Genomic DNA, 22,436 nt, shown 5'->3' with positions numbered 1-22,436 from the left:
AACCCGCTGTTATGGTGTTGTATGGAGGTGATTGTGGCTCGTTTAATTTTTTGTTGTTTGATGGTTGGTGTTTTACCAGGGTGCGCGATGAGTGACCCATCTGCAGAGATTGATGAAAATCAGTATGTATATCCTTATAAATGTACACATAAAGGAGAGGTTGAATATCATTCAATCACGGCACGTGAGCCTTTAAGTAAAGCGTTTTTAGCTAAAATGCAAAATGCATTGCACGAGGGCTTTGAGCTAGACCCTAATAGTTGCGTGCCTGTAGAGGCAATACCAGACGCTAAGAATAAGTAATTCGTCTCAACGATTTAGTAACGCCATTAAGACAGATAAAAATATTTTAAATTTATGAGAAAAATTTAACTTCTATTCGTGTCTGTCATTGTTGTGATTTCTTCGTAAAATTTATTTAGCTATAAATAATAACTATCTAAGGAATTACATGAAGTTACAGTTTGAATCACCTAAAGTTAAAACATCAATTTTATTCACGTTCAGTCTTCTTCTATCTGCTTGTGGAGGTGGTAGCGATGACTCACAAACTACAAAATCTGATGCAGATAAACAGCCAGATAAAGTAGAAGCGTCGCGCTTAGTGTGGGAAAAATTATTACCAACAACAAGCTTTGCTTATTACTCGTCACCGGCACTTAGTGCTGATGAGCAAACAATTTATATAGGCACAGCTAAGAATGTACGCAATGACCCCGCAGGCAGTGATTTGATGGTAGCTTATAACCGCAATGGCAGTGAAAAGTGGCGTTACACTTTGCCTAATGGTGAAGAAGTGCGTTCAAGCCCTGTTGTACATAATGAAAATATTTATTTCACTGTTGATAAGCGAGTAGGTGAGTTTGAAAAAGCATATCGCGATTTAGTAGCTCTAAATAGTAGCGGCGAGCAAATGTGGCGTCAACGCGTATCTGATTATGGCTTTCAAACAGGTTCTGGTTTAACCAAGGTTGCGGCTTTTGAAGGCCAAGTTATATATACCGGTTTAGATATCCGCGCTTTTAATGCGCAAACGGGTGAGAGCTTGTTTGAGCGTTTATGTAACTGTGCAGAGCGACAAGACCGATTTGTAAATGGAGCGGTAAATCACAATGGAGAATTGGTATTTTATGATGAAGGGCGTGTACTTAAGCTTGATTTAAATAGTTATGAGTTAGTTGGCGAATTCAAAGATATAGACACCTTTGAAGGTGACTTGGTTTACTCTACTCCAGCTATTGATTCTAACAATAATATTTACTTTGGGTCTGAAGCCGGAGTTTTATACAGCTTTGATGATAATTTGGATCTTCGTTGGCAGTTTGAGTTAACAAACCCGCAGGTGTTCGAGGCGCCATACATTCGCTCATCGGTAGCGATAGATGAGTCGCGTAGTACGATTTATTTTGGTACAAAAAATAATGATGATAGTGAGTTTTACGCACTCGATATCAATGATAAAAGTATAAAATGGCAAGTGGCAATTACCGGTGATGTTTATGTGTCTCCTACCATTGGCGATAATGGTAATGTGTACTTTTCTTCAGAAAGTAATTTACTTTATACATATAAACCAGATGGCACGCTTGCATGGCAATATGATTTAAAAGCAAATGTAACTTGGTCTTCTCCAGCTATCGATAGTCAGGGGGTTTTATACATAGGTACTTTATCTGAAAGTAATGTATCGGCCGCAAGTGCAACAGGTAAGCTTGTGGCTATTCAAACCGACAGCACAGGTTTAATGCCTAATACTTGGTCTAAAATTCACCGGGATAATCAAAATAGTGGCGTGGTTAAGTAAAGTTAAAGTAAAGCAGTCGCACTAGTGTGCGATTGCTTTAACTAAAATTACAACGGGTTTACCACTGAGAACCGTTTATCAGAAACACTCCAGTAACCCAGATCAGAGACGATTAAAATTTTATAATTGTTACCTCGGCCATTAAAGAGTGCAGGGTCTAAGTTAAACTCTCCTGTATTTGGCAGTTCTTCAGCGAACTGGTACCAGCGCCTATTATTCACGATATTTAAATCCACTTGTTGCTTATCGCCAATTCCGCGAGAGTCATCATGCAGAACATACATAGCAACGGTTTGTCCGTAGAGTTTATTGGCGTTCCAGGTTATCGTTTTTTGCTGACCTACAGGGTAAATATCAAGGGCTTTAGGTGTGATAATAGTTGTAACCAATTTGTCTTTTAGTAAAAAGTGCTCTAAACCGTTATCAACAGTTTTACCTGAAGCAATACTAAAGAAACCATCAGATAGGCTCCAATAGCCTAAATCGCTGATGAGCATAAGTTTAAAGCGATTTGTGCCATTGGCCATAAAATGATAAGGGTCAATTTGGGCTGTTCCCGTGTTTTTTAAATTAGTTGCCGCTGGGTGCCAATCAATTTTCTTCAAATTATTAAAATCATCAAAGCTGTTAACTTTATAGTTGACGGTATGATTGACTAATACACTTATCGTATTGCCAATTAATCGTTTGCTATCCCATTCAATCGTAAATTCAGAGCCTATTTTTAGTTGGCTTGCATGTTTAGGGGCCGTGATCGAGCTAACTCGCTTTGTTTCACTTATCGCGTTGATATCTCTGGCAGGGCTAAATTGGTTCTTTGTGGAGTGTGATATATGGTTTTGCTTTTCGAGTTGTGCTAACCACTGTGTGTGTGGATTATTGTTTAGCTTATTAATAGTCGCTATTAATTCAAATGCCAAGGGAGAGTTTGATTTAGCATAAACAATGAGCTGCTGCATTTGCTGTGAAGTTAAAGTATTAAACATATTTGTTTTTATCACAAGCTCTAACCATTGAACTTGCTGTTGCTTGCTTAGTTGTGTTAGGTCAATATCAAATAATGCTGTTTTATTCAGTGTATTTTGTTCATATTGCGCCGTGTATTTTGCTAAGGTGATATCGTAATATTGGCTTGATTGTTGTGTACCATTGGCAAGCCATAGCTCTGCATTCTTTAAGGTTTGTGAGTACTTACGCAAACTTAAACCTAGCATGGTACTTTCATAACGCCCCTTCATGCATTTTTGATCACTTGTCGAACAATGTAGTAGCTGTTTATTTAAAAAGTTATTTGCTTGCAAATAATCACGTTCTTTTAGGTAATATTGATATTGCTCATATAGTACAGTACTAAGTTCATGTTCAAAGTTTGGGAGTAGCTGTTGATAGATAAACATGGCTTTATTCAGGGCTTGTTCTTGCGCAAGTTGTGCACCTGCTTGAGCATATAAATTTGCCGCAAAATGGTTTAATTTTGCGAGCTCACAATGTAGTGGGTGGTAGTTATTCGCAGCATTTTTTAATGTTGAGTCTAGTAACTTAATTGCTTGGTCTATTTGATTATCTTCTATCAGTAGGCTGCTTTTCATTAACGATTGCCATGCTTTTTGCGAGGCAGACGTTGCTGTCGTATTTTCATTCTCGAGAATTAATTGACGGCTGAGTATAGGGTGATTATCACGATGAGTAAAAATATGTATTAATAATTCCAGTTTTAGTTCGGATGCATCGCTATTTTGAAAAGCTATTTTGATCTGCTTTATGTCACCAGCTAAATAGCTATCTTTAGTAAGCCAACCAAGCAATTTAATGTTGCTGTTTTGAGGGTTTTGCTGCGATAGTTTTTGCCAAAGAATTCGTGCTTTTTGTTGTTGATTTAATTTAATTAAACTTTTAATTTTTAATATTTGCATGTCAATCGAACTATCGCACAACGCCAATATATCTAAAGCTGCTGTAAAATTTCCATGCAAGTATAAGCTTTGGGCAACGGTTAAGAGTACGCTTTGTTGGTTTTTTGGGCTTAATTGACTCTGCATTACTTGTTCAACACCAGCAAGTAACAAGGCCGATACCGACAGTTTTGCACCTTGCGGCGCTAGCGGTGTGCTGCTAATTAGTAAGTTTTGATAAAAGTTGAGCAGTTCATACTGTTGCTTTGCGGCTTGCTTTTGTTCATCTTGATAAAGAAATAAGCTAATACAGGCGACACCCAAAAAAGCGATAGTTGAGGTTATTAGAGCAGCAGTAAGAGGGGAGCGTCTTATAAACTTACCTAATATATATGTTTTTGAGTGTTTAAACCAAAGTAATGGACGATGCGCCAGATAAGCGGCGATATTTTGTTTTAATGTATCTGCTGATGCAAAGCGTTGCTGTGGTAGTGGCGCCAGTGATTTATTGATGATTTCTTGAAGCTCTGTACTAATAGGTTGTATAAGTAGTTTTTCTAAAATACGCCCAAGGCTATAGATATCAGCTTGGGTTGTTAAGCTTTCACCAGCCAGTTGCTCTGGGCTTGCAAACTCGTGACTAAGCGCTTTTATATATGCGTTATGTAATGGTATTTCATGATTCATGGAACTGGAACGCGCAACCCCAAAATCAACAAGTTTAGGTTCACCATTGTTATCTACTAGGATATTTGAAGGCTTTAAATCTGCATGGATCACCCTATTTTGGTGAGCATACTCAACGGCATCACATACTTTTTGAAATACCTCTAACCTTGCTTTTTGCGAAAGGTTTTTTGCGTAGTTAATTAATGTATCACCGGCTATATATTGAATGATGATGTAAGTGCCAATACTGCATTTACCGACATCTAATACGCTAGCTATATTGGGATGTGATAATTTGGCAAGATATTGCGCTTCTTGTAAAACATGTTTTTGTCCATGTAATTGTACAATGGATGGATAAAATAACTTAATCGCTACCTTTTGATTTAACTGGCCATCATTTCTAGTCGCCAAGTAAACTGCACCCATTCCCCCATAGCCAATTAATTGCTCTAACCTAAAGTGACTTATTTCGCCGCCTTGCAGTTGTAAAAGCTGATGATCATTAGTAAGTAAATTTAATTGGCCATGTAATAAGTCATTAAACAATGAGCTTTGATCATTACTTGTATGTGCATTTATTAATTGCTTCACTTCAATGATGAATTGTTCATCAGATAGTTGTAATTGCAGCAATCCTGAGGTTAAGTTGTTGGCATGGTGTGTAAGTAAGTGTTCAAAACACGAAAGCGCGTCTTTAAATTGATTCATTAATTATCTTAATTTGTTTGAATACGCACTTTTATAAACGCTTTAGCAGCATCTAATTCGCGATAAATAGTAGCAAGTGAGACCTTGAATTGTTTAGCTAGCACTTTAGTATCTAGGCCCAAAAAGTAATGTTGAGAGAATATTTGAGCTTTTTGCGGATGATTTTTTTCTAGATGATTTAGGGCGCTATCTAATGCTAAAAAATCCTCTTGGTGTTTTAGTTGATCGTTTTGTTGCTGGATTTTTTCTGCGTTAGGAGTGCGTTTGAGAGTTTGAAACTTGCGAATTTCATCGCGTAAAATATTACGGATAAATACACTTAAATAAGTATTAAATTGTGTTTGGTGATTAATGCTTTGTTGTGGCGGGATTAATTCAATAAGTGACTGATGTAGTAGCGATCCAGTATGCGGTAAGTGCTGCAATACATAGGTTGAATCGATTTCATTACGGTAACCTTCTAAATGTACATGACAAACTTGTTTCAGGTGGTAGTAAAGCCGAGCTTTAAGTTCATCAGCACTTTGCGGGCAACCATTTTGCCAGCCATTGATTAGATCTTCTAATGATGCCTGCATCGATCTTCCTTATTTCGATATTTCAATTAATAAGGTACATTTGCGGGACTTTAATTACAAGTGTTAACTTAATGTTCGTTAATCAATTCTCTCAGCTGTGAGGGAGTCGTCCCAGTCCAGCGTTTAAATGCGCGGCGAAAGTTAGTTAAGTCGCTAAAGTTAAGTTCGCCTGCTAGGGTTTCGTTACTTTGCGCTAAAGTGGCGATATTAAACACCGCGGTTTGGCGATTGATACAATCTTGCAAGGCGCTAAAACGAGTATGATGTTGTTTTAGTTTTCGCTTAAAAGTGGCGGGGCTCATAGCGAAATGCTGGGCAACTGTTTCGAGGTTTTGTTGTGGTTGAGCGCCAATATGATTGCGCACTAATTGCAGCCAAGATGCCGCAGGTAAAGGGTGCTGCTTTATGGTTGCTAATGATTGCTGCAGCAGGCTCGGACAGCTATCTATTAAGTGTTTGTTATAAAGTTCATCACTAATACTGACCATAAATAATTGTTGTGAAAACTTGCAGTTGGCTTGTAGGTTAGTTTGATATTGCTCTATGTGTGAGGGCTGCGCATAGGGAAACGAAAAACATAAATCACTGTTATTACCTATTCGCCATTTACATGTTGCAGCGATAAAACTGGCAAATAATTCGCAGCAAAATTGTTCTACGGCTGCATTTATTGCCCCGAAGCTGAGGTTGATAATGAAGTAATGTCGGCCTTGATGGTATTTATGTTCGGCATTAAATAAGTTAAAGCCATGTAAAGGAGTGCGTGTGAGTAGTTTTTGCAGTGTGCGTAAACTTTCTGCTTGAGAAAATGCGCTATATAACGGATTGTGATTAAGTAGTTTTCGCCCTAGTAAAAAACTGAGTTGGTGTTGATTATCAAATTGACGACAGTTTTCTTGTAATCGATAAAATTGCTCAACACTGATCGAAGCCGTTCCAGCTGCAAAATCTTGATAAAATAATCGAGTCCCTTTGAGTAACTTATCAGGGTGTACCCCTCGGTGCTTGGCTAAATCCACTAATTGCGCCGCCCATGACTGTAAACCTTGATAAGGAGAGTCGATATAACTGCTGTTGCTAAGGTTTGCACTCACGCAGTATGTCCATGTAAGTTTTTGTTCGTTAGTAATTTTTGATGCAATTGACTGAGTAAACCAGAGGTCGAATCACGGTGCGTTGCAGCTACTAAACTGGTGTGTACTTTTTGTTTGTAGCTCACAGCTTTGTCGCTGCTATTAAACGAAAACGCTTCTAAAGCACTGACTAACGATACGCTTAGCCGCTCTGCAACAGCGAGTTCGGTATTGGGTAACATGACAATAAAGCAATCACTGGCGTAACGGCAGACTAAATCTTGTTCACGTACATTCAAGGTGATCACTTGAGCAAACTCTTGTAACAGCTTATCGCCTTCTGCATCACCGAATTGACGATTAAACCGATCAAATTGAGCAATATCTAACATCAGTAATGAAAATCCATGCAGGCTATGATGGAGCAAATTTAGCTCGCGGTTGATCTGGCTTTTCATATAATCGGCGCTAGCTAGGCCGCTGATAGCATCACTGAGTTGATGCTCTCGATAAAAGCGCTCGCGATTACGTAATTGTTGATTAATGGTCATTTGCTCTTGGTGCCAATGATACAAAGCCATGGTCATTAAAATCATCCCAAATGGTGCGGGAATAGATTCAATGGTACTGAGCCATGCTTGTTCATCGCTGTAATATACAAATTCATCAATAAAATCGAGGGTCATCGATAAGTTCATAATCGCAAGGCCTGAGAATAATAAGTTAGTTACTCGTCCCTTTGGCCTACTTAATAGAATAAAAAAGATCCACAGCAGGGTCATGGCAGTAATACCGCCTTCGCCACCGACATCAAACCAGTCGATCTGGCTATGGCCTTTGTAGTGGCCGTAGCTAAGTGTCAGGGTTAATACGCTGGTTAACATCACCACTAAGATAAGCAGTAATGAGCGATGTAATTTTAAAAACGATAAATTCATTGTCAGCTCAATAGGTATATTTGATAGGCAGAATAAGCAAACAGCTTAAACACCACTAGGGTCAGATTAGCTCACAGTGATGACATATTTTTTACGTTGGCAACTTTTCAAACGGATTATTGTTGATTTTTGAATTAAAAAACCATAAAAACAGGGGGTCAAATCAGCTCATTTTGCCGTATTTAACTACTTAAAATGCCCTTACAATGGCTAATTATCAAGGACGTAACGGGTACTGACATATTTCTTTCATGATTGCCCCTTAGGGTGTTGCTGCGAGCCAAGCATGGCCAAGTAAACAATCAAAATCATTAGCAGCAACCAAGAGAACAATTATGAACCCTTTTATCAAATCGAGTATTGCATTAGCGTGTTGTGGTATTTTATATGCGACCCCAGCCTTAGCGGATGGTCGTGTGCAAGGTCGCATCACTGATGCCAGCCAAAGTGTGTATTTTGGCGGCGCGAAAGTATCGGTTAAAGAGTTAAACTTAAATACGGTAAGTAACCGCGATGGTTCTTTTTCATTTAATAAGTTGCCAGCGGGTGATTACACCCTAGTGGTTGATTACATTGGTGCACCATCGGTAGAACAAAAAATTACGGTGGTTGATTCACAAGTTTTTACACAACAAATTATTATTGGTGAGCAACAAGAAGCCATCGACAATATCATTGTTTATGGCCAAAGTGCTGGCCAAGCAGGCGCAATTAACCGTCAAAAAAACGCAACTAATTTAAAATCGGTAGTCAGTGCAGACTCGATTGGCCAGTTCCCTGATCAAAACGCAGCAGAAGCATTACAGCGTTTACCGGGTATTTTTATCGCTCGCGACCAAGGTGAAGGGCGATTTGTTGGTATTCGCGGTATTGATCCAAATTTAAACAACGTTACGGTTAATGGCTTAAATGTGCCGTCGCCTGAGGCCGGTGTTCGCTCTGTGGCGATGGATGTATTGCCAAGTGAACTAATTCAAAGTTTAGAAGTAAGTAAAACTGTTACCCCAGACATGGATGCCAGTGCTATTGGTGGCTCTATCGAAGTAAAAAGCTTAAGTGCCTTTGATAAAGCAGGTGAAAGCTATAGTTTTACTGCGCAGGGCTCATATAACGAATTAGAGTCAAAAACTAGCCCGAAGCTTTCAGGTAGTTACACTAATGTTTATGAGCTTGATGGTGGTCTTGATCTAGGTGTAGCAACAGCTATTTCGTGGTTTAAGCGTGATTTTGGTTCACGTAATATGGAGACCGACGGTGGTTGGAGTGAATTTGATGTTGAAGATGCAGCAACTGGCGACAAGGTCTCATTATTTGGCGCTGAAGAAATTGAGCAACGCCAGTATCAAATTACCCGTGAGCGTTTAGGTGCAGCACTTAATTTAGATTTACACAGCGGCGCCACTGATAAATATTATTTACGCACACTATATAGTGACTTTTCTGATGATGAGTATCGCCAACGTAATGAGTATAAGTTTAGCGATGGCAAACTATTAGATAGCAACGAGAGCGGTGCAAACTTTAGTGGTGCAGAAATGGACCGCGATACCAAAGACCGTTATGAAGAACAAAGTATTCTTTCACTGGTACTTGGTGGTGAAAATCAATTAGATAATTGGTTTGTTGAATATAATGTTGGTTATTCTAAATCAGAAGAAAAAGAGCCAAACCGCTTAGATGTGACCTTTGCTGGTAAAGATATTGATATGGGCTACATTGCGCGCGTTGATACTCCATTATTAAGCCAATCGACTAATGCCCACGATTTAAGCCTGTTTGAGATGGATAAAATTGAAGCGGCCAATAACCTTAGTGAAGACGAAGAGCTTAGCTTTAAACTCGACTTCAGCCGTGATTTTGTGTGGCAAAATAATAATGGTGAATTTAAGTTTGGTTTCAAACATCAAAATCGCGAAAAGCGTAATGATGTAAAGGTTGCTATTTATGATGGCGACTTTTTAGATGCTCTTGGTAGCGACTTTGTCGCGCCTGCACCTGACTTTGATTTGGGAAGTTTTGGACCGGGCCTTGATCGCGGCGCGATTCAAGCCTTTGTGAGAAAAAATAAAGAGGCGTTTGCTTTCAATAGTAATGAGTCACAAGTTGAATCTGATGGTCAAAGTTATGTAAGTAATGAAGATATTACCGCCGCTTATGCGATGGTTAGTATGGATATTGATAAGTTACATGTTGTCGCGGGCGTGCGTTATGAAGGTACTAAGTTTGAAACGCAAGGTAACCAAGTTGACTTAGTAGTCGATAAAGTAAGTGATACAGAAACGGTTACCACCACGCCTTGGCAAGTAAGTAAAGATTATGACTACTTTTTACCAAGCTTAAATTTACGCTATAACATCAGCGATAAACTAGTGACCCGTTTTGCTTATACCAATACTATCGCGCGGCCAACCTTTAGCGATTCGGCTGCTTACCAATTAATTGAAACTGAAACAGTTGAAGATGAAGGCGTAATGGTTACAGAGCGTAAAGCTGAAGTCGGTAATCCAGCTCTTGACCCTTATGAATCAATGAACTTAGACGCATCAATCGAATATTACCCAGGTTCCATTGGGGTGTTATCTGCTGGTGTTTTCTATAAAGACATCGACAACTTTATTATTCAACAAGAAGTACAAGATAACGGTGATTGGGATGGTTTTGACGAAGTAGTGCAAATGGTTAATGGCGGTAAAGCGTCATTAACGGGGATCGAGCTAAACTGGAACAAAACCTTTAAATCAGGATTTGTGCTTGGTGCAAACGGAACCTTTATTGATGCGGATGAAAAATTACCAAATCAAGCAGACACAGTGGCAAATATCATTGTGGGCTTTGAAAATCATGCTATTAGCACTCGTTTAAGCGCATCATATAAGAGTGAGAGTTTTCAGTTTGATGATGCTGATATGGCGGTTTATGAAGATAGCCACATGCAATTGGATTTCAGCAGTAAATATTACTTAAACGATAATATGAACGTGTATTTCAATGCCACCAACCTAACAGATGAGCCAATGTACTTGTATCACGGCGAAAAACGTTACAACTACCAGTACGAATCTTACGGTCGTACATTTGAGCTAGGTTTTACGTTTTCTTCTTTGTAAGGTGAACATATGAGCCTGCTTAACAGTAGGCTCATTGTTGAGGATATTATGATTAATAAAACTATTTTGTATATTGCACTAACCGCATGTTTAGCAACGGTGGGTTGCACAGCTCAAAGTAACAAACAAAGCAGTACTGACGTCGCAAGTACCAGTAAAAAAGCCTCCGACAAGATTGAATTTTTAGCTTTTGGTGATGGTGGTTATCATGTTGACTATCCAAAAACTAAACACATAACCAACCCTAAAAACAAGCAACAGTTTATAGCCGCAGAGCTTGCTGATTGGTTAGAAGATTATCGCCCTCGCGATGAATTTGACCATGCACCAATATATATTTATCCAGGCACTGAGATTGCTACAGAGCAAGGGGGCGCTCAGGCTGTGGGGATCGCAATGGCAAAATTGTGTGAAACAAAAGCGTGCCAATTTGCTATTCAGCTCGGTGATAACGTATACCCTGATGGTGCCGATGCTAATGATGGTAAAGACGACCAAAAACGTTTACACGACTTAGTGTATGCGCCGCTTGAGCCATTATTTAAAGCTGAGCCTAATTTAGTGGTGTATTCCGCATTAGGTAATCATGATTGGAAAAGCTCGCGCAAAGGCGTAGCGGTACAAACGCAATGGATGGCAGAGCAAGCGAACTTTCACCTAGACGAAAAAGGCTACTATAGCTACAAAATGGGTGAGCCGGGTAACGATGTAGAGTTTTTTGTACTCGATACCAATATGTTACTGGCAGGGCAAAGTTATTATGATGTGCCGCTAAACCCAGATGGCAGCGAAGCAGATGAGCAACAAGCAATACGTGATGGCCGCGCAGATCTTGAAGTACATGACCCCCATGAAGGGCCACAAAACGATGAAGACCTAGCTCAGCTTATATGGCTTAAACAAGGCATTGCAAACTCGACTGCTAAATGGAAACTGGTTTATGGGCATCATATTTTATGGTCAATTGGGGGCACTAAATATAGTGAAGGCCACGTACTGCGTAAATTACTAATGCCAACTCTATGCAAATATGCAGATGGTTATATTGCCGGCCACGAGCATGACTTAGAGTTACTAACCGATGATTGCTCAAAGTTTGATACCGGTAATAGCGTTGGCAAATTGCCGCTGATCATTTCTGGCGCTGCGTCTAAAATGCGTGGTAAACATACCCCGTTTGCACAGTTTCAAGAACGCCAATATCCTGAATATGATTTGCTTTGGTCAAAAAGCTTTGTATGGGGGTTTAGTCACATCAGTTTGGATAATCAAGCCAATAAGCTTGATGTGAGCTTTTATACCACGCCACGAGATTTAACGGGCAGTATTATTGATGAAGGTAGTTTTAGTTTTTCTAAACGCACTCGATAAACTTATATTTTGCATAAAAGCCAGTGTAACTACGCTGGTTTTTTGTTGTTTTAATGTGTTAAATTGTGCATTTTTTTGCATGTTTGTACATTTATTTACGGTTGCGTAAATATTTGTAAGTGGAGGTAATGCTTTGTAAATCATGGAATTATTGCTTTTGTTAATGGTCAAATTCAAACTATTAACAATAAGGAATTGATTACATGCGTGGCCCGTTATTTAAAACTGCACTAACAACCTCTTTACTTGCAACCCTAACTGCGTGCTCTGGCGATGACTCAAGCTCGAGTAAAAGTGGTTATATCCAATTATACAATGGCTCTTATAATAGCCCGTACACCCGTTTATTTATCGAAGATGCTGAACGCTCAGGCACTGATTTTGGTGGCGTTACCACTCGTCATAATTACAGTGCTAATAACTATGATGTGAGCTTTAAGTACCTTGATGCAAACGACAGTTATATAACGATCAGTGAAAAAGCAGTTTCGGTAAAAGACGACATGACCCAATTATGGGTGATGAATGGCGATTTTTCAGAGCCAACATTCAGTGAGTTAAGTTTACCAACCGGCAGTGATGAAGGGGCTATTAATTTAGGCTTCTTTAATATTGCCGGAGAAAATATTAGTTTTGATGTGTATTTAGCAAATGATGATGGCTTATTTGAAACCGCTGAGTTAATTGCATCACCACGGTATTTAAACGAACTGGCACTGCAAAGCTTTGATGAAGGATATTACACACTGTATTTAACTCAAAGCGGCAGTACTGATGTGCTATTTGAGTCTGCTTCGATTTACCTAAATGATGATGCCAGTTATGTTGCGATGATCAGATCAAGTTACGCCACTGAAGAACATGGTATTACGCTAGATCTCGTTACTTCAAGCAATACCGTAACCACGCTCAAACATCAAAATGCCCAAGGGCAATTGCGTTTTATCAATACTATTGATGATTACCCGCAAACTAGCTTTAGTGCAACGCGGGGGAGCGCAAGCAGCACTTCGCAAGTAACCGCTAATGACAGCTACTCAAACTACATTGAGCTTGCTCCAAACAGTTACAGTATTGCTATGTTAGATGAACAAGGAAATGCAATTGTTGATAACTTTTTACTAACCCTTGAGCGCGAGCAAAGTAATGTTGGTGTTTTTTATAAAGATAAAGATTACGGCCCGCGAATGATGACAGTAAAAGAAACCTTAACGCCAAGTAGCTACAGTCATAAGGTGACAGTCGTTAACTTAATTGATAGTTACGCGGGGCAAAATATTACTGACGTTGATGTGGTATTTACCCTCAATGGTGAAACCGTAGATGATGCTAAAAATATTATTGATGGCATCGATCAGTATGATCAAGAAGATCAGGTTGTCGATAATGAAATTTACACCACTTATGTGCTTTATGAAGATAATGGCCAGCAAATTGTACTCATGCAACAAGGCGATATGGACTTTAGCCAAGAAGGTAACTACATATTAATTCTTGAGCATGATGAAACAACCAGCACTGGCTATAAAATGACGCTAGAGCGAACGGTTACTGATTCGGTAGAGTAATCTTACTTTAATTTCAGCCTCGTAATAGCGAGGCTGAGATTTTTGGGTATATTTTCAATACACTTTACGTTATAAGGGAATATTAAAAGCAGTCAAGGATTGAAAAATGGACGATGTTTTAGGGCTCATAGTCATTTTATCGTTAGTTGTAGTCGCAGGCTCTATTGCCGGTTTTATTGCTTTAACGCAAATAAGTACGTTAAAGCAAGATATTGCGATGTTAAAAAAACAACTGCGTGGAGTCATGGTAGACAATACCGGGCAGCATCAAGTGTCGCTAGACATTGCTGCTAATATAACTGAGCCGCAAGTAGAGCATCCGGTTACGCTAGAACAATCATCCCAAGCTGAGGCAACTTTACATCAGCAACCATCGGTAAAAAAATACGTAAACACCGCACCGACTATAATAACAACTTCTCGCCCGAAACAAGCTTCTCCCTCAGTTATTGATATTTTCTTTAGTAAATTAAAAACACAGTTCCAAGAAAATTGGATGACCTGGATTGGCGGCGTCGCGCTGGCCTTTGGTGGTATATTTTTAGCAAAATACAGTCTTGATGCCGGCTTATTATCACCAAGCTTACGACTCACCTTAGGGGGCTTATTTGGTGTCGCATTAATTGCCGGTGCCGAGTATTTACATAGAAAAGGTATTGTCTTCGAAGGCTTTAATAATTACGTGCCTGCAGCACTTGCAGGTGGCGGGTTTATTAGCTGCTTTGCATTAACGTTATTAGCTTATTCAAGCTATGCCATGTTAAGCCCAACAGTGGCGTTTGTGATGCTGGCAGTAATTGCACTGGCTGCAAGCTCTATGGCGCTGCGTTTAGGGCCTTTATTGGCCGTGCTTGGCATAGTTGGCGCTTACAGCGTGCCGATTTGGGTTAATACTGGCAGTGGTAATTTAGCTGCTTTACTGATGTACATTGGCTTTATCACTTTTGCTGCGGTATTAGTGGCGCAAAAGGTAAAACGTAATTGGCTGTGGTATTTACTATGGGCTGGGCATATTGGCTGGTATTGGGTGGCACTGAGTGTAATCAATACGCAGCAATATTGGATTGTTGGTGGTTTTGCACTGCTCTCTATTATTGGTTTAATTGCCATAGCTCGATTAGGTTTAACTTTGCGTTTATTAGAATATCGCCCACATAGTTTACAGCGATTATTAAAATTACAGCCGGATCATCCGTTATTGTTAGCGATAGTAATTCCTTTATTGCTGGCGATAATGACAGAGGCGGTGAGCTTACAATGGCAAATAGTGATGGTGTGTTTAATCGTCATGCTGTTATTTTTAGTGCTGCAAAATAGTCGTTGGGATCTTTGGCAAGGTGTGGCGTTAGTGGTTGCGATGTTATTAGTCCTTAGCCAACAACGTTATAGTGTCGATAGCAATGATCATTTGTTTGTATTTAGGGAAATGTATGGCGTAGGGTTATTACTCGCGGTTGGGCTTTGTCTATACGGGCTTTATTTTGGCGCGCGTTACTATAAACGTTTAACGTTTCATTTAGTGGCTGCGTTTAGTGTGTTTACCTTGATTGCAACGCTCTATACCATAACACCCGAGCAAGGCTTAGGCGTTGCGTATCCGCTATGGACTGTATTGTTGCTAGTAACTAGTGGTGTATTAATTAAACGCGCACAAACAGCTCACACTCAATGGCAGCAGTTTAGTTATTGGGTTGGCGCTAATGCTAATATAACTCTTTGTTTAACTATGTTATTAGCCGATAGCGGGTTAACCCTCGCACTGGCTGCTCAAGTGTTGGTTATTAGCTATCTGGTGAAACGCCATGATGTGCCTATGCCGCATTGGCCTATTAAAGTGCTGGTGGCTGTGGTGCTGGCAAGGCTAACCTTTGCACCGTGGACGGCACATTATTTTGATCTAACCATATTTTCAATGCATTGGAGCGCAATTGTGTATCCATCAGCGGTTGGGTTATTTTGGTTTGCCGCAAAACAGTGGCAACAAACAGATATGAAAATTTGGCTCGAAGGGGCTGCATTACATTGCTTAGCATTATTTATCACCACCGAGACCAGCTATCAACTAGTCGGGCATTATCCACAGCTTACTTCTTTAAGCTTTTATGAGCAGGTATTACTCAGTTGTAATTGGTTAGCACTTGGCTGCGTTTATTTGCATCGGTCACACAGCGCAGGGAAACTGGGTAAACTTTATCGCATTGCAGGGCTTGCACTTGCGGGACTCGCTGGCTTGTTGTTGATAAGTACAGCATTATATGAAAATCCACTATTTATACGCCTTTACGTTGGTGAAATGCCATTATTTAATTGGCTGTTATTAACCTGGCTCGTACCAAGTATTCTTACACTGTGGTTGGCTAAATTAGTTAAACCACTTAATGCTAAGTTTAGTAAAATAGTACTGGGTGCATCAGGCTTATTAGCAGTGTTAGCTATCAACACATTGATCCGCCAATATTGGCAAGGCGGGTTCATTTATCTTGATAAAGCGACCAGTGACGCCGAGCTATACAGCTATTCGATCATTTGGTTATTACTTGGCGCGTTGGTGGTCATTACCGGGCATTTAAAACAACAGTTGCTACTACAAAAAGTCGGCTTAGGCATTCTCGGCGCGGTTATCGTGAAGGTATTCTTAATTGATATGGCAAGCCTGACCGGCTTGCTCAAAGCTGTATCATTTATTGGTTTAGGCCTGTCGCTCGTTGGCCTAAGCTGGCTGTTTCAAAAGCTCAGGAGTAAAGCACCAGCGGGGTAATTTAACTCAAGCAGTACACCCAATAAGGTTGTTGGGTGTACTTAGTTATGTTGTTTAACGCCAATCTGTTCTAATCTTTTGCCTAGCGCCTTTCCCTTCACGTACTATGGTTTAGCAGTGCTTTTAATTTCCCTGGCTTGATTGGTTTAGACAAATAATGAATATCAGCGGCTTTAGTCGCTTGTTTTAGCTCTACGTCGCGTACTGCGGTGATTAAAATTGCCGGCACATTGGTTTGCCAAATTTCCCGCAGGGCTTTAATTAATGTAATACCATCGTGTTCATGGCCTAACTGATAATCCATTAATATCACATCCGGTGCGCTGTGTTCATTTGCGTATGCGAGTACGCCTTCAACTTGATCAAACAACTGATAATTAGCTTGCCACTTTTGTAATAAACTGGCCATGGCGTTTAGGTTTTCAGGGTCGTCATCAACGGCAACGATATTCATTGCAGAGCGCTCTTCAAACAAGCTATTGGTAACGTGTTTTTGCTGAACAAATTGGCTTTCGCCATAAGGGACTTCAATACTAAAGCAGCTACCTCTTTGCGGGGTTGAGCGCACATCTAAGCGAATCGACAGTAAATCTACCATACGCTTTACTACGCTAAGGCCAAGGCCAACGCCTTTATTGTCAGAGGCCTCTACGCGGTAGAAGTCGTTAAATATTTTTGCTTGCTCTACCTCGCTAATGCCAGGGCCGGTGTCCCACACTTCAATGCGCAGGTGATGTTTGCGTTTACGACAGGCTACTAATACTTTGCCCGTATTGGTGTATTTAACTGCATTTGATACTAAGTTCTGCACAATTCGCCGTAGATAGGTGATATCACTGTGGACAATATGCTGTCCGCTGCGCACTGTGAGCTTGAGGCCTTTTTCGCTTGTTAAAATGGCGTATTCATTGCGCAGTGGTGCGAGGATATCATCAATACTAAAATGGCGAGGGGTGGGGGTCATCGCACCTTGTTCAAGTTTGGCAATTTCTAATAGGGCTGACATTAAATGCACTGTTGAATCGAGGCTGGCACCGAGCTTTTCGAAGTTATTGATATTATTATCAGCGAGGGATTTTTCATCTATCGCAGCAAGGTATAAACGGGCGGCGTTGAGCGGTTGCAAAATATCGTGACTTGCTAAAGCTAAAAAGCGGGTTTTACTGTCATTGGCTTGCTCTGCTTCTCGTTTTGCTAAAGTGAGTGCTTGCTCTGTTTGTACACGGCTTTCTATTTGTGCTTCGAGATCTTTATTGATAGTTCGAATTTCTTGGGTACGCGCTTCAATACGATTTTCCAAATCCATATTCACTTCTTCAAGTGCATTTTGTGTGGCAATGTGAGTGGTAATATCTGAAAAGCTAGTAACAAAGCCGCCATCAGGCAGTGGGTTACCGATCATTTCGTACACTAGGCCGTTACGACGGTGACGGATAAAGTGATGCGAACTACCATTTTTTAAATGTTGCACGCGCTTTTCTACTTGGCGTTCTATTTCACCAGGGCCACATTCGCCGCGCTCCGCATTGTAACGAATAATTTGCTCAATCGGTTGACCTACTTCTAAAAATCCTTCGGGGTAATTAAACATCTCTGCGTAGCGCTTATTCCACGCAACAAGATTAAGCTCTTTATCAACAACTGAAATACCATGACTGAGATTCTCTAAAGAGGTGAACAACAGGTTTTGGTTAAACTGTAGTGCTTGCGTTGTTTCATCAAAAAAGTTAACCACTTCTTCAAATGCCATTCGCTTGCCCGATGCTACCGTGTGGATCAAAGCTTGCGCTGAAGAGGCGCCTAATACACCAGTCAAGGCGCGTTCGCAGTAAGCTATAAACTCAGGGGCGGGGTGAGTGTTATTGTCTCCGAGTTGGTGAGTTAGTGAAAAATGCGTCAATACTTGTTGGCTACGCTGGACTCCTAAAAAGGTTTGTAACAGTACTTTAAAATCGTATACCGTGGCTTTCACGTTTTTGTTTAAACGTCTTGCAAGTACTGCTTGCTCCTTGGGATTAACGAATGCTGCAGCTTGAATTTTATCAATTAACCGCTCATCAGCTCCCAGTGAAAAACTAATATAACAGCCAATATTGGCAAATAAAGCGATCAGTGTGCCGCGGGTAATAAGGGTTTGTTGTAGTTCGGTGTCAAGTGTATTACCTGCATCTAAAATAGGTAACATTAAAAATAATATCCAACAAATCAACCCCGCTAATAAACCAGCATAAACACCGTAGGCATGGCCTTTGCGCCAGTATAGGCCGCCCACAATGGCCGGTAATAATTGCGTTACCAAAGAAAATGCCACTAATCCCATGCTGGCAAGTGCTTTGCCGTGACCAAACCATTGCTGATAAAAATACGATAAGATCAAAATACCGGCGATGGTAAAACGTCTTACCAGTAATATTTGTGGCTTATAACTGCTGGTGATCAGGTTGCGTTTGAATTTACGTCGCAGCATCAGCGGTAATACCACATCATTTGAGATCATAGTACTTAGGGTCAAAGTGGCAACCACAATCATCGCAGTCGCCGCAGATATTCCGCCAATAAACACAAACGTGGTAAGCAATGCATTGTCATTCATTAATGGCAGTGCCAATACAAAACTATCAGGAGAGAAGCTATTGCCGATCTGTGGATGAATAGCTGCGGTGGCTATTGGTAAAATCATTGCTGCAGTCAGCAGTAAATACAGTGGAAATGCCCAACGAGCGGTAAATAGGTGACGTTTGTCTTGGTTATCAACCACAGTAACGTGAAATTGTCGTGGCAAACAGATGATTGCAGCAGCGGCCATCAGTGATTGGCCAATAAAGTTAAAGCTTAAAAAGTTAAAATTATTCCAATGTTGCCATAAAGATTCTTTTATTTGTCCTTCATTAGCACTGGGTAAATTATACAAGGTGTACACCGCCAAAGCCGCCACTGCTACTAGTGCCAGTAGTTTTATCATTGATTCAAATGCGACTGCGAGCATTAATCCTGAACGGTATTCGGTTACATCAACTTTACGGGTGCCAAAAAATATTGCGAACATAGCCATGATCAGGGTGGCAGAAAGCGCGACCATTGAACCCGATATTTTATTGTCACTTTGTAGTAGTAAGAAGCTGTTGCTCAGTGCCTTTAACTGTAAGGCGATATAAGGAATAGTTGCTAGTAGCGCAATCATAGTCACCATAATGGCGGTGGTTTGACGCTTACCATAACGGGCAGAGATAAAATCGGCGATGGTGGTGATATTTTGTTTTTTACTCACTAGTACCAGTTTGCGCAAAAATCCTTGTCCGAAAAAAAACAACAGTGCAGGACCAAGTAGAATGGGTAAATAACTCCAACTGCTGGTAGCTGCAGTACCAACAGAGCCGTAATAAGTCCACGAAGTACAGTAAATACCCAGCGAAAAGGAGTAAACAAAAGGGTGATGGCTAATTCGTTTTGCCAGCGGTGTGGTTTTATCGCCCCAGTTTGCTAGCCAAAACAATATGCCAATGTACGCTAAAGCGACAAAAATTAGTGCAGCAGTCATGTTTTTATTCAATTTTTATTATGTTATTGCACACCATACCAGAAGTTTTCACTATTTTGAGCTGTCAATTTTTGTGAGTATTCTGAAAATAAACATATTTATTTGATATATATGAGAAATTTAATGTTTTATTGATGTATTAGACTAATGTCGCAAGTGTGCAATATAACCTGGATGAATAGTTAAAATCACCGAGTGGAAAGACTTAACATTATGATAGAAAACGTTTTTTACTTTTTTGTAACAAGCGCTTCAGTACAGTTTACGTAAACGTTAACTTGTTGTTACGACTATGGTCTCAATTCAATATTGTTCAGGCATTGCTAAGTTTATAGCCGAGAATAAATCGAACACATCACTTTTTACAGATGTTAAAGAGGAAATAAAAAATGGCTTTTAAAGATGAAGAACAAGCAAAAGCTTATTGGGCGGAAAACATTTCACTGCTGTTTAAATTATTAGCAGTTTGGTTTGTCGTGTCGTTTGGCTTTGGCATATTACTGGTTGATGTACTTAATGAAGTGCGTTTCTTTGGGTTTAAACTTGGCTTCTGGTTCTCCCAGCAAGGCGCGATTTACACCTTTGTGGCTTTGATTTTTGTGTACGTTTTCAAAATGAATACGTTAGATAAAAAATACGGCGTAGACGAATAGGAGCTAAGCAATGGATGTTCAAACACTCACGTTTATAATTGTCGGGTTGAGCTTCGCGCTTTATATCGGCATTGCAATTTGGGCCCGAGCAGGCTCAACAAAAGAGTTTTATGTAGCAGGTGGTGGGGTTCCGCCTCTGGCTAATGGTATGGCAACAGCCGCAGACTGGATGAGTGCAGCGTCATTTATCTCAATGGCGGGTATCATCTCTTTTGCAGGGTATGATGGCGGCGTTTACTTAATGGGGTGGACCGGTGGTTATGTACTACTTGCTATGTGTTTAGCACCTTACTTACGTAAATTCGGCAAGTTTACTGTGCCAGACTTTATCGGCGACCGTTACTATTCACGCACCGCGCGTTTAGTGGCAATCTTATGTGCCATCTTCATTTGTTTTACGTACATTGCAGGGCAAATGCGTGGTGTAGGCGTTGTATTCTCACGTTTCTTAGAAGTTGAAATTGAAACGGGTGTTTACATTGGTATGGTTATTGTCTTCTTCTATGCGGTACTCGGTGGTATGAAGGGCATTACTTATACCCAAGTAGCACAGTACTGTGTACTGGTATTTGCTTACCTTGTTCCTGCCATCTTTATCTCTATGATGATGACGGGTCACTTCTTCCCACAAACAGGCTTTGGCGCGACATTAATTGGCAGCGATGGTGTATACGTACTTGATAAACTGGACGGTTTAAGTGCTGAACTTGGCTTTGCACAATACACTGAAGGCTCTAAGAGCATGATTGATGTGTTTGCTATTACTGGTGCCTTAATGGTTGGTACTGCCGGTCTTCCTCATGTAATCGTACGCTTCTTCACTGTTCCACGTGTTAAAGATACCCGTATCTCAGCGGCATGGACGTTAGTGTTCATCGCGATTGTTTACACAACAGCACCAGCGGTTGCAGCATTTGCCCGTGTTAACATGATTGATACCATAAATGGTAAAGACGGAAGTGGTACTGAATACGCTGAAGCACCAGTATGGGTAAAAAATTGGGAAAGAACGGGCTTAATCACTTTTAATGATAAAAACGGTGATGGCAAAATGTTCTACACAGCTGGTAAAATTGATGATCCAAACAGCGCTAACGAAGTTAACGTTGACCGCGACATCATGGTACTTGCTAACCCTGAAATTGCTAACTTACCAGCATGGGTCGTGGCACTTGTGGCCGCCGGTGGTATTGCTGCGGCACTATCAACAACAGCAGGGTTACTGTTAGTTATTTCGACTTCGGTATCGCATGATTTACTTAAGCGGACCTTAAAACCAGACATTAGCGATAAACAAGAGTTACTCGCAGCGAGGTTGGCAGCCATGGTTGCGATTGTTATCTCCGCTTACTTTGGTATTAATCCGCCTGGATTCGTGGCGTCGGTGGTGGCATTTGCATTCGGCTTGGCCGCAGCAAGTTTCTTCCCGGCGATCATTATGGGTATCTTCTCTAAGAAGATGAATAAAGAAGGTGCGGTTCTAGGTATGGTTACAGGTATTACCTTTACTGCGGCATATATCATCTTCTTCAAGTTCATCAGCCCAGAACTAAATAGCCCTGAGCATTGGTTCTTAGGTATTTCACCGGAAGGTATTGGTTTAGTAGGTATGATTATTAATTTCTCAGTTGCAGCAATCGTACTTAAATTTACTGCCGATACACCGCTTGAAATTCAAGAAATGGTTGAAAGCATTCGTAATCCTAAAGGGTCTAGTGAAGCTCACGCTCACTAATAACGCTGATACTCTATTAATTAATATTGATAGATCCAAAA

Annotated in this window: 13 protein-coding genes; 8 read left to right on the top strand and 5 right to left on the bottom strand. The window is 40.5% G+C overall.

Annotated features, from left to right (window positions below; translation table 11 throughout):
* The first annotated feature begins 33 nt into the window (after nucleotides 1–33).
* Together H5158_RS07065 and H5158_RS23310 are read left to right on the top strand one after the other, a co-directional pair.
* The gene (locus H5158_RS07065) at nucleotides 34–303 is read left to right on the top strand and encodes a hypothetical protein (RefSeq protein ID WP_145235301.1); all 270 of its coding nucleotides are present in this window, start codon (nucleotides 34–36) and stop codon (nucleotides 301–303) included.
* A gap of 148 nt (nucleotides 304–451) precedes the next feature.
* Nucleotides 452–1,804 carry a PQQ-binding-like beta-propeller repeat protein gene (locus H5158_RS23310; protein ID WP_259398733.1) on the top strand — a complete coding sequence of 451 codons (1,353 nt, stop codon included), beginning with the start codon at nucleotides 452–454 and terminating at the stop codon, nucleotides 1,802–1,804.
* A gap of 47 nt (nucleotides 1,805–1,851) precedes the next feature.
* On the opposite strand, the gene H5158_RS07055 is transcribed toward H5158_RS23310, so the two are convergent.
* The 4 genes from H5158_RS07055 to H5158_RS07040 all read right to left on the bottom strand — a co-directional run bounded on the left by H5158_RS07055 (nucleotide 1,852) and on the right by H5158_RS07040 (nucleotide 7,665).
* Nucleotides 1,852–5,076: a serine/threonine-protein kinase gene (locus H5158_RS07055; protein WP_145235305.1), complete on the bottom strand. Its 3,225-nt coding sequence runs from the start codon at nucleotides 5,074–5,076 to the stop codon at nucleotides 1,852–1,854.
* An 8-nt stretch (nucleotides 5,077–5,084) separates the two neighbouring features.
* Nucleotides 5,085–5,654 (bottom strand): sigma-70 family RNA polymerase sigma factor, encoded by a 570-nt coding sequence (locus H5158_RS07050; protein ID WP_145235307.1) that lies wholly within the window; start codon nucleotides 5,652–5,654, stop codon nucleotides 5,085–5,087.
* A gap of 68 nt (nucleotides 5,655–5,722) precedes the next feature.
* Complete coding sequence (locus tag H5158_RS23660) at nucleotides 5,723–6,748, bottom strand: AraC family transcriptional regulator (protein ID WP_182717184.1); 1,026 nt, start codon at nucleotides 6,746–6,748, stop codon at nucleotides 5,723–5,725.
* Nucleotides 6,745–7,665, bottom strand: a complete 921-nt coding sequence (locus H5158_RS07040) for a GGDEF domain-containing protein (protein ID WP_145235311.1) — start codon at nucleotides 7,663–7,665, stop codon at nucleotides 6,745–6,747. The genes H5158_RS23660 and H5158_RS07040 overlap by 4 nt, the downstream gene beginning before the upstream one ends.
* Before the next feature lie 335 nt (nucleotides 7,666–8,000).
* Here H5158_RS07040 and H5158_RS07035 point away from each other — a divergent pair, with 335 nt between their 5' ends.
* From H5158_RS07035 to H5158_RS07020, 4 genes are all read left to right on the top strand, one after another.
* On the top strand, nucleotides 8,001–10,772 hold the full coding sequence (locus H5158_RS07035; RefSeq protein WP_145235313.1) for a TonB-dependent receptor: 2,772 nt from the start codon (nucleotides 8,001–8,003) through the stop codon (nucleotides 10,770–10,772).
* A 48-nt stretch (nucleotides 10,773–10,820) separates the two neighbouring features.
* Nucleotides 10,821–12,143 carry a metallophosphoesterase gene (locus H5158_RS07030; protein ID WP_182739748.1) on the top strand — a complete coding sequence of 441 codons (1,323 nt, stop codon included), beginning with the start codon at nucleotides 10,821–10,823 and terminating at the stop codon, nucleotides 12,141–12,143.
* Nucleotides 12,144–12,346: 203 nt separating this feature from the next.
* Nucleotides 12,347–13,711, top strand: coding sequence for a hypothetical protein (locus H5158_RS07025; protein ID WP_182739729.1), 1,365 nt, complete (start codon nucleotides 12,347–12,349; stop codon nucleotides 13,709–13,711).
* 106 nt (nucleotides 13,712–13,817) lie between these two features.
* On the top strand, nucleotides 13,818–16,469 hold the full coding sequence (locus tag H5158_RS07020; protein ID WP_182739728.1) for a DUF2339 domain-containing protein: 2,652 nt from the start codon (nucleotides 13,818–13,820) through the stop codon (nucleotides 16,467–16,469).
* 97 nt (nucleotides 16,470–16,566) lie between these two features.
* On the opposite strand, the gene H5158_RS07015 is transcribed toward H5158_RS07020, so the two are convergent.
* On the bottom strand, nucleotides 16,567–20,007 hold the full coding sequence (locus H5158_RS07015) for a PAS-domain containing protein (protein ID WP_182739727.1): 3,441 nt from the start codon (nucleotides 20,005–20,007) through the stop codon (nucleotides 16,567–16,569).
* A gap of 389 nt (nucleotides 20,008–20,396) precedes the next feature.
* Between H5158_RS07015 and H5158_RS07010 the strand changes: the two genes are divergently transcribed.
* Both H5158_RS07010 and H5158_RS07005 read left to right on the top strand, forming a co-directional pair.
* Entirely contained in the window at nucleotides 20,397–20,660 is a 264-nt protein-coding gene (locus H5158_RS07010; RefSeq protein ID WP_004586074.1) for a DUF4212 domain-containing protein, read from the top strand.
* Nucleotides 20,661–20,670: 10 nt separating this feature from the next.
* On the top strand, nucleotides 20,671–22,395 hold the full coding sequence (locus tag H5158_RS07005) for a sodium:solute symporter family protein (protein ID WP_182739726.1): 1,725 nt from the start codon (nucleotides 20,671–20,673) through the stop codon (nucleotides 22,393–22,395).
* Nucleotides 22,396–22,436: the final 41 nt, after the last annotated feature.

Origin of the sequence: Pseudoalteromonas sp. SR45-6, assembly GCF_014163545.1 — a bacterium.
In the GTDB taxonomy this organism is placed as follows: domain Bacteria; phylum Pseudomonadota; class Gammaproteobacteria; order Enterobacterales; family Alteromonadaceae; genus Pseudoalteromonas; species Pseudoalteromonas rhizosphaerae.
The sequence above is the reverse complement of the archived record's forward strand: the minus strand, read 5'-3'. Positions and strand labels throughout refer to the sequence as shown.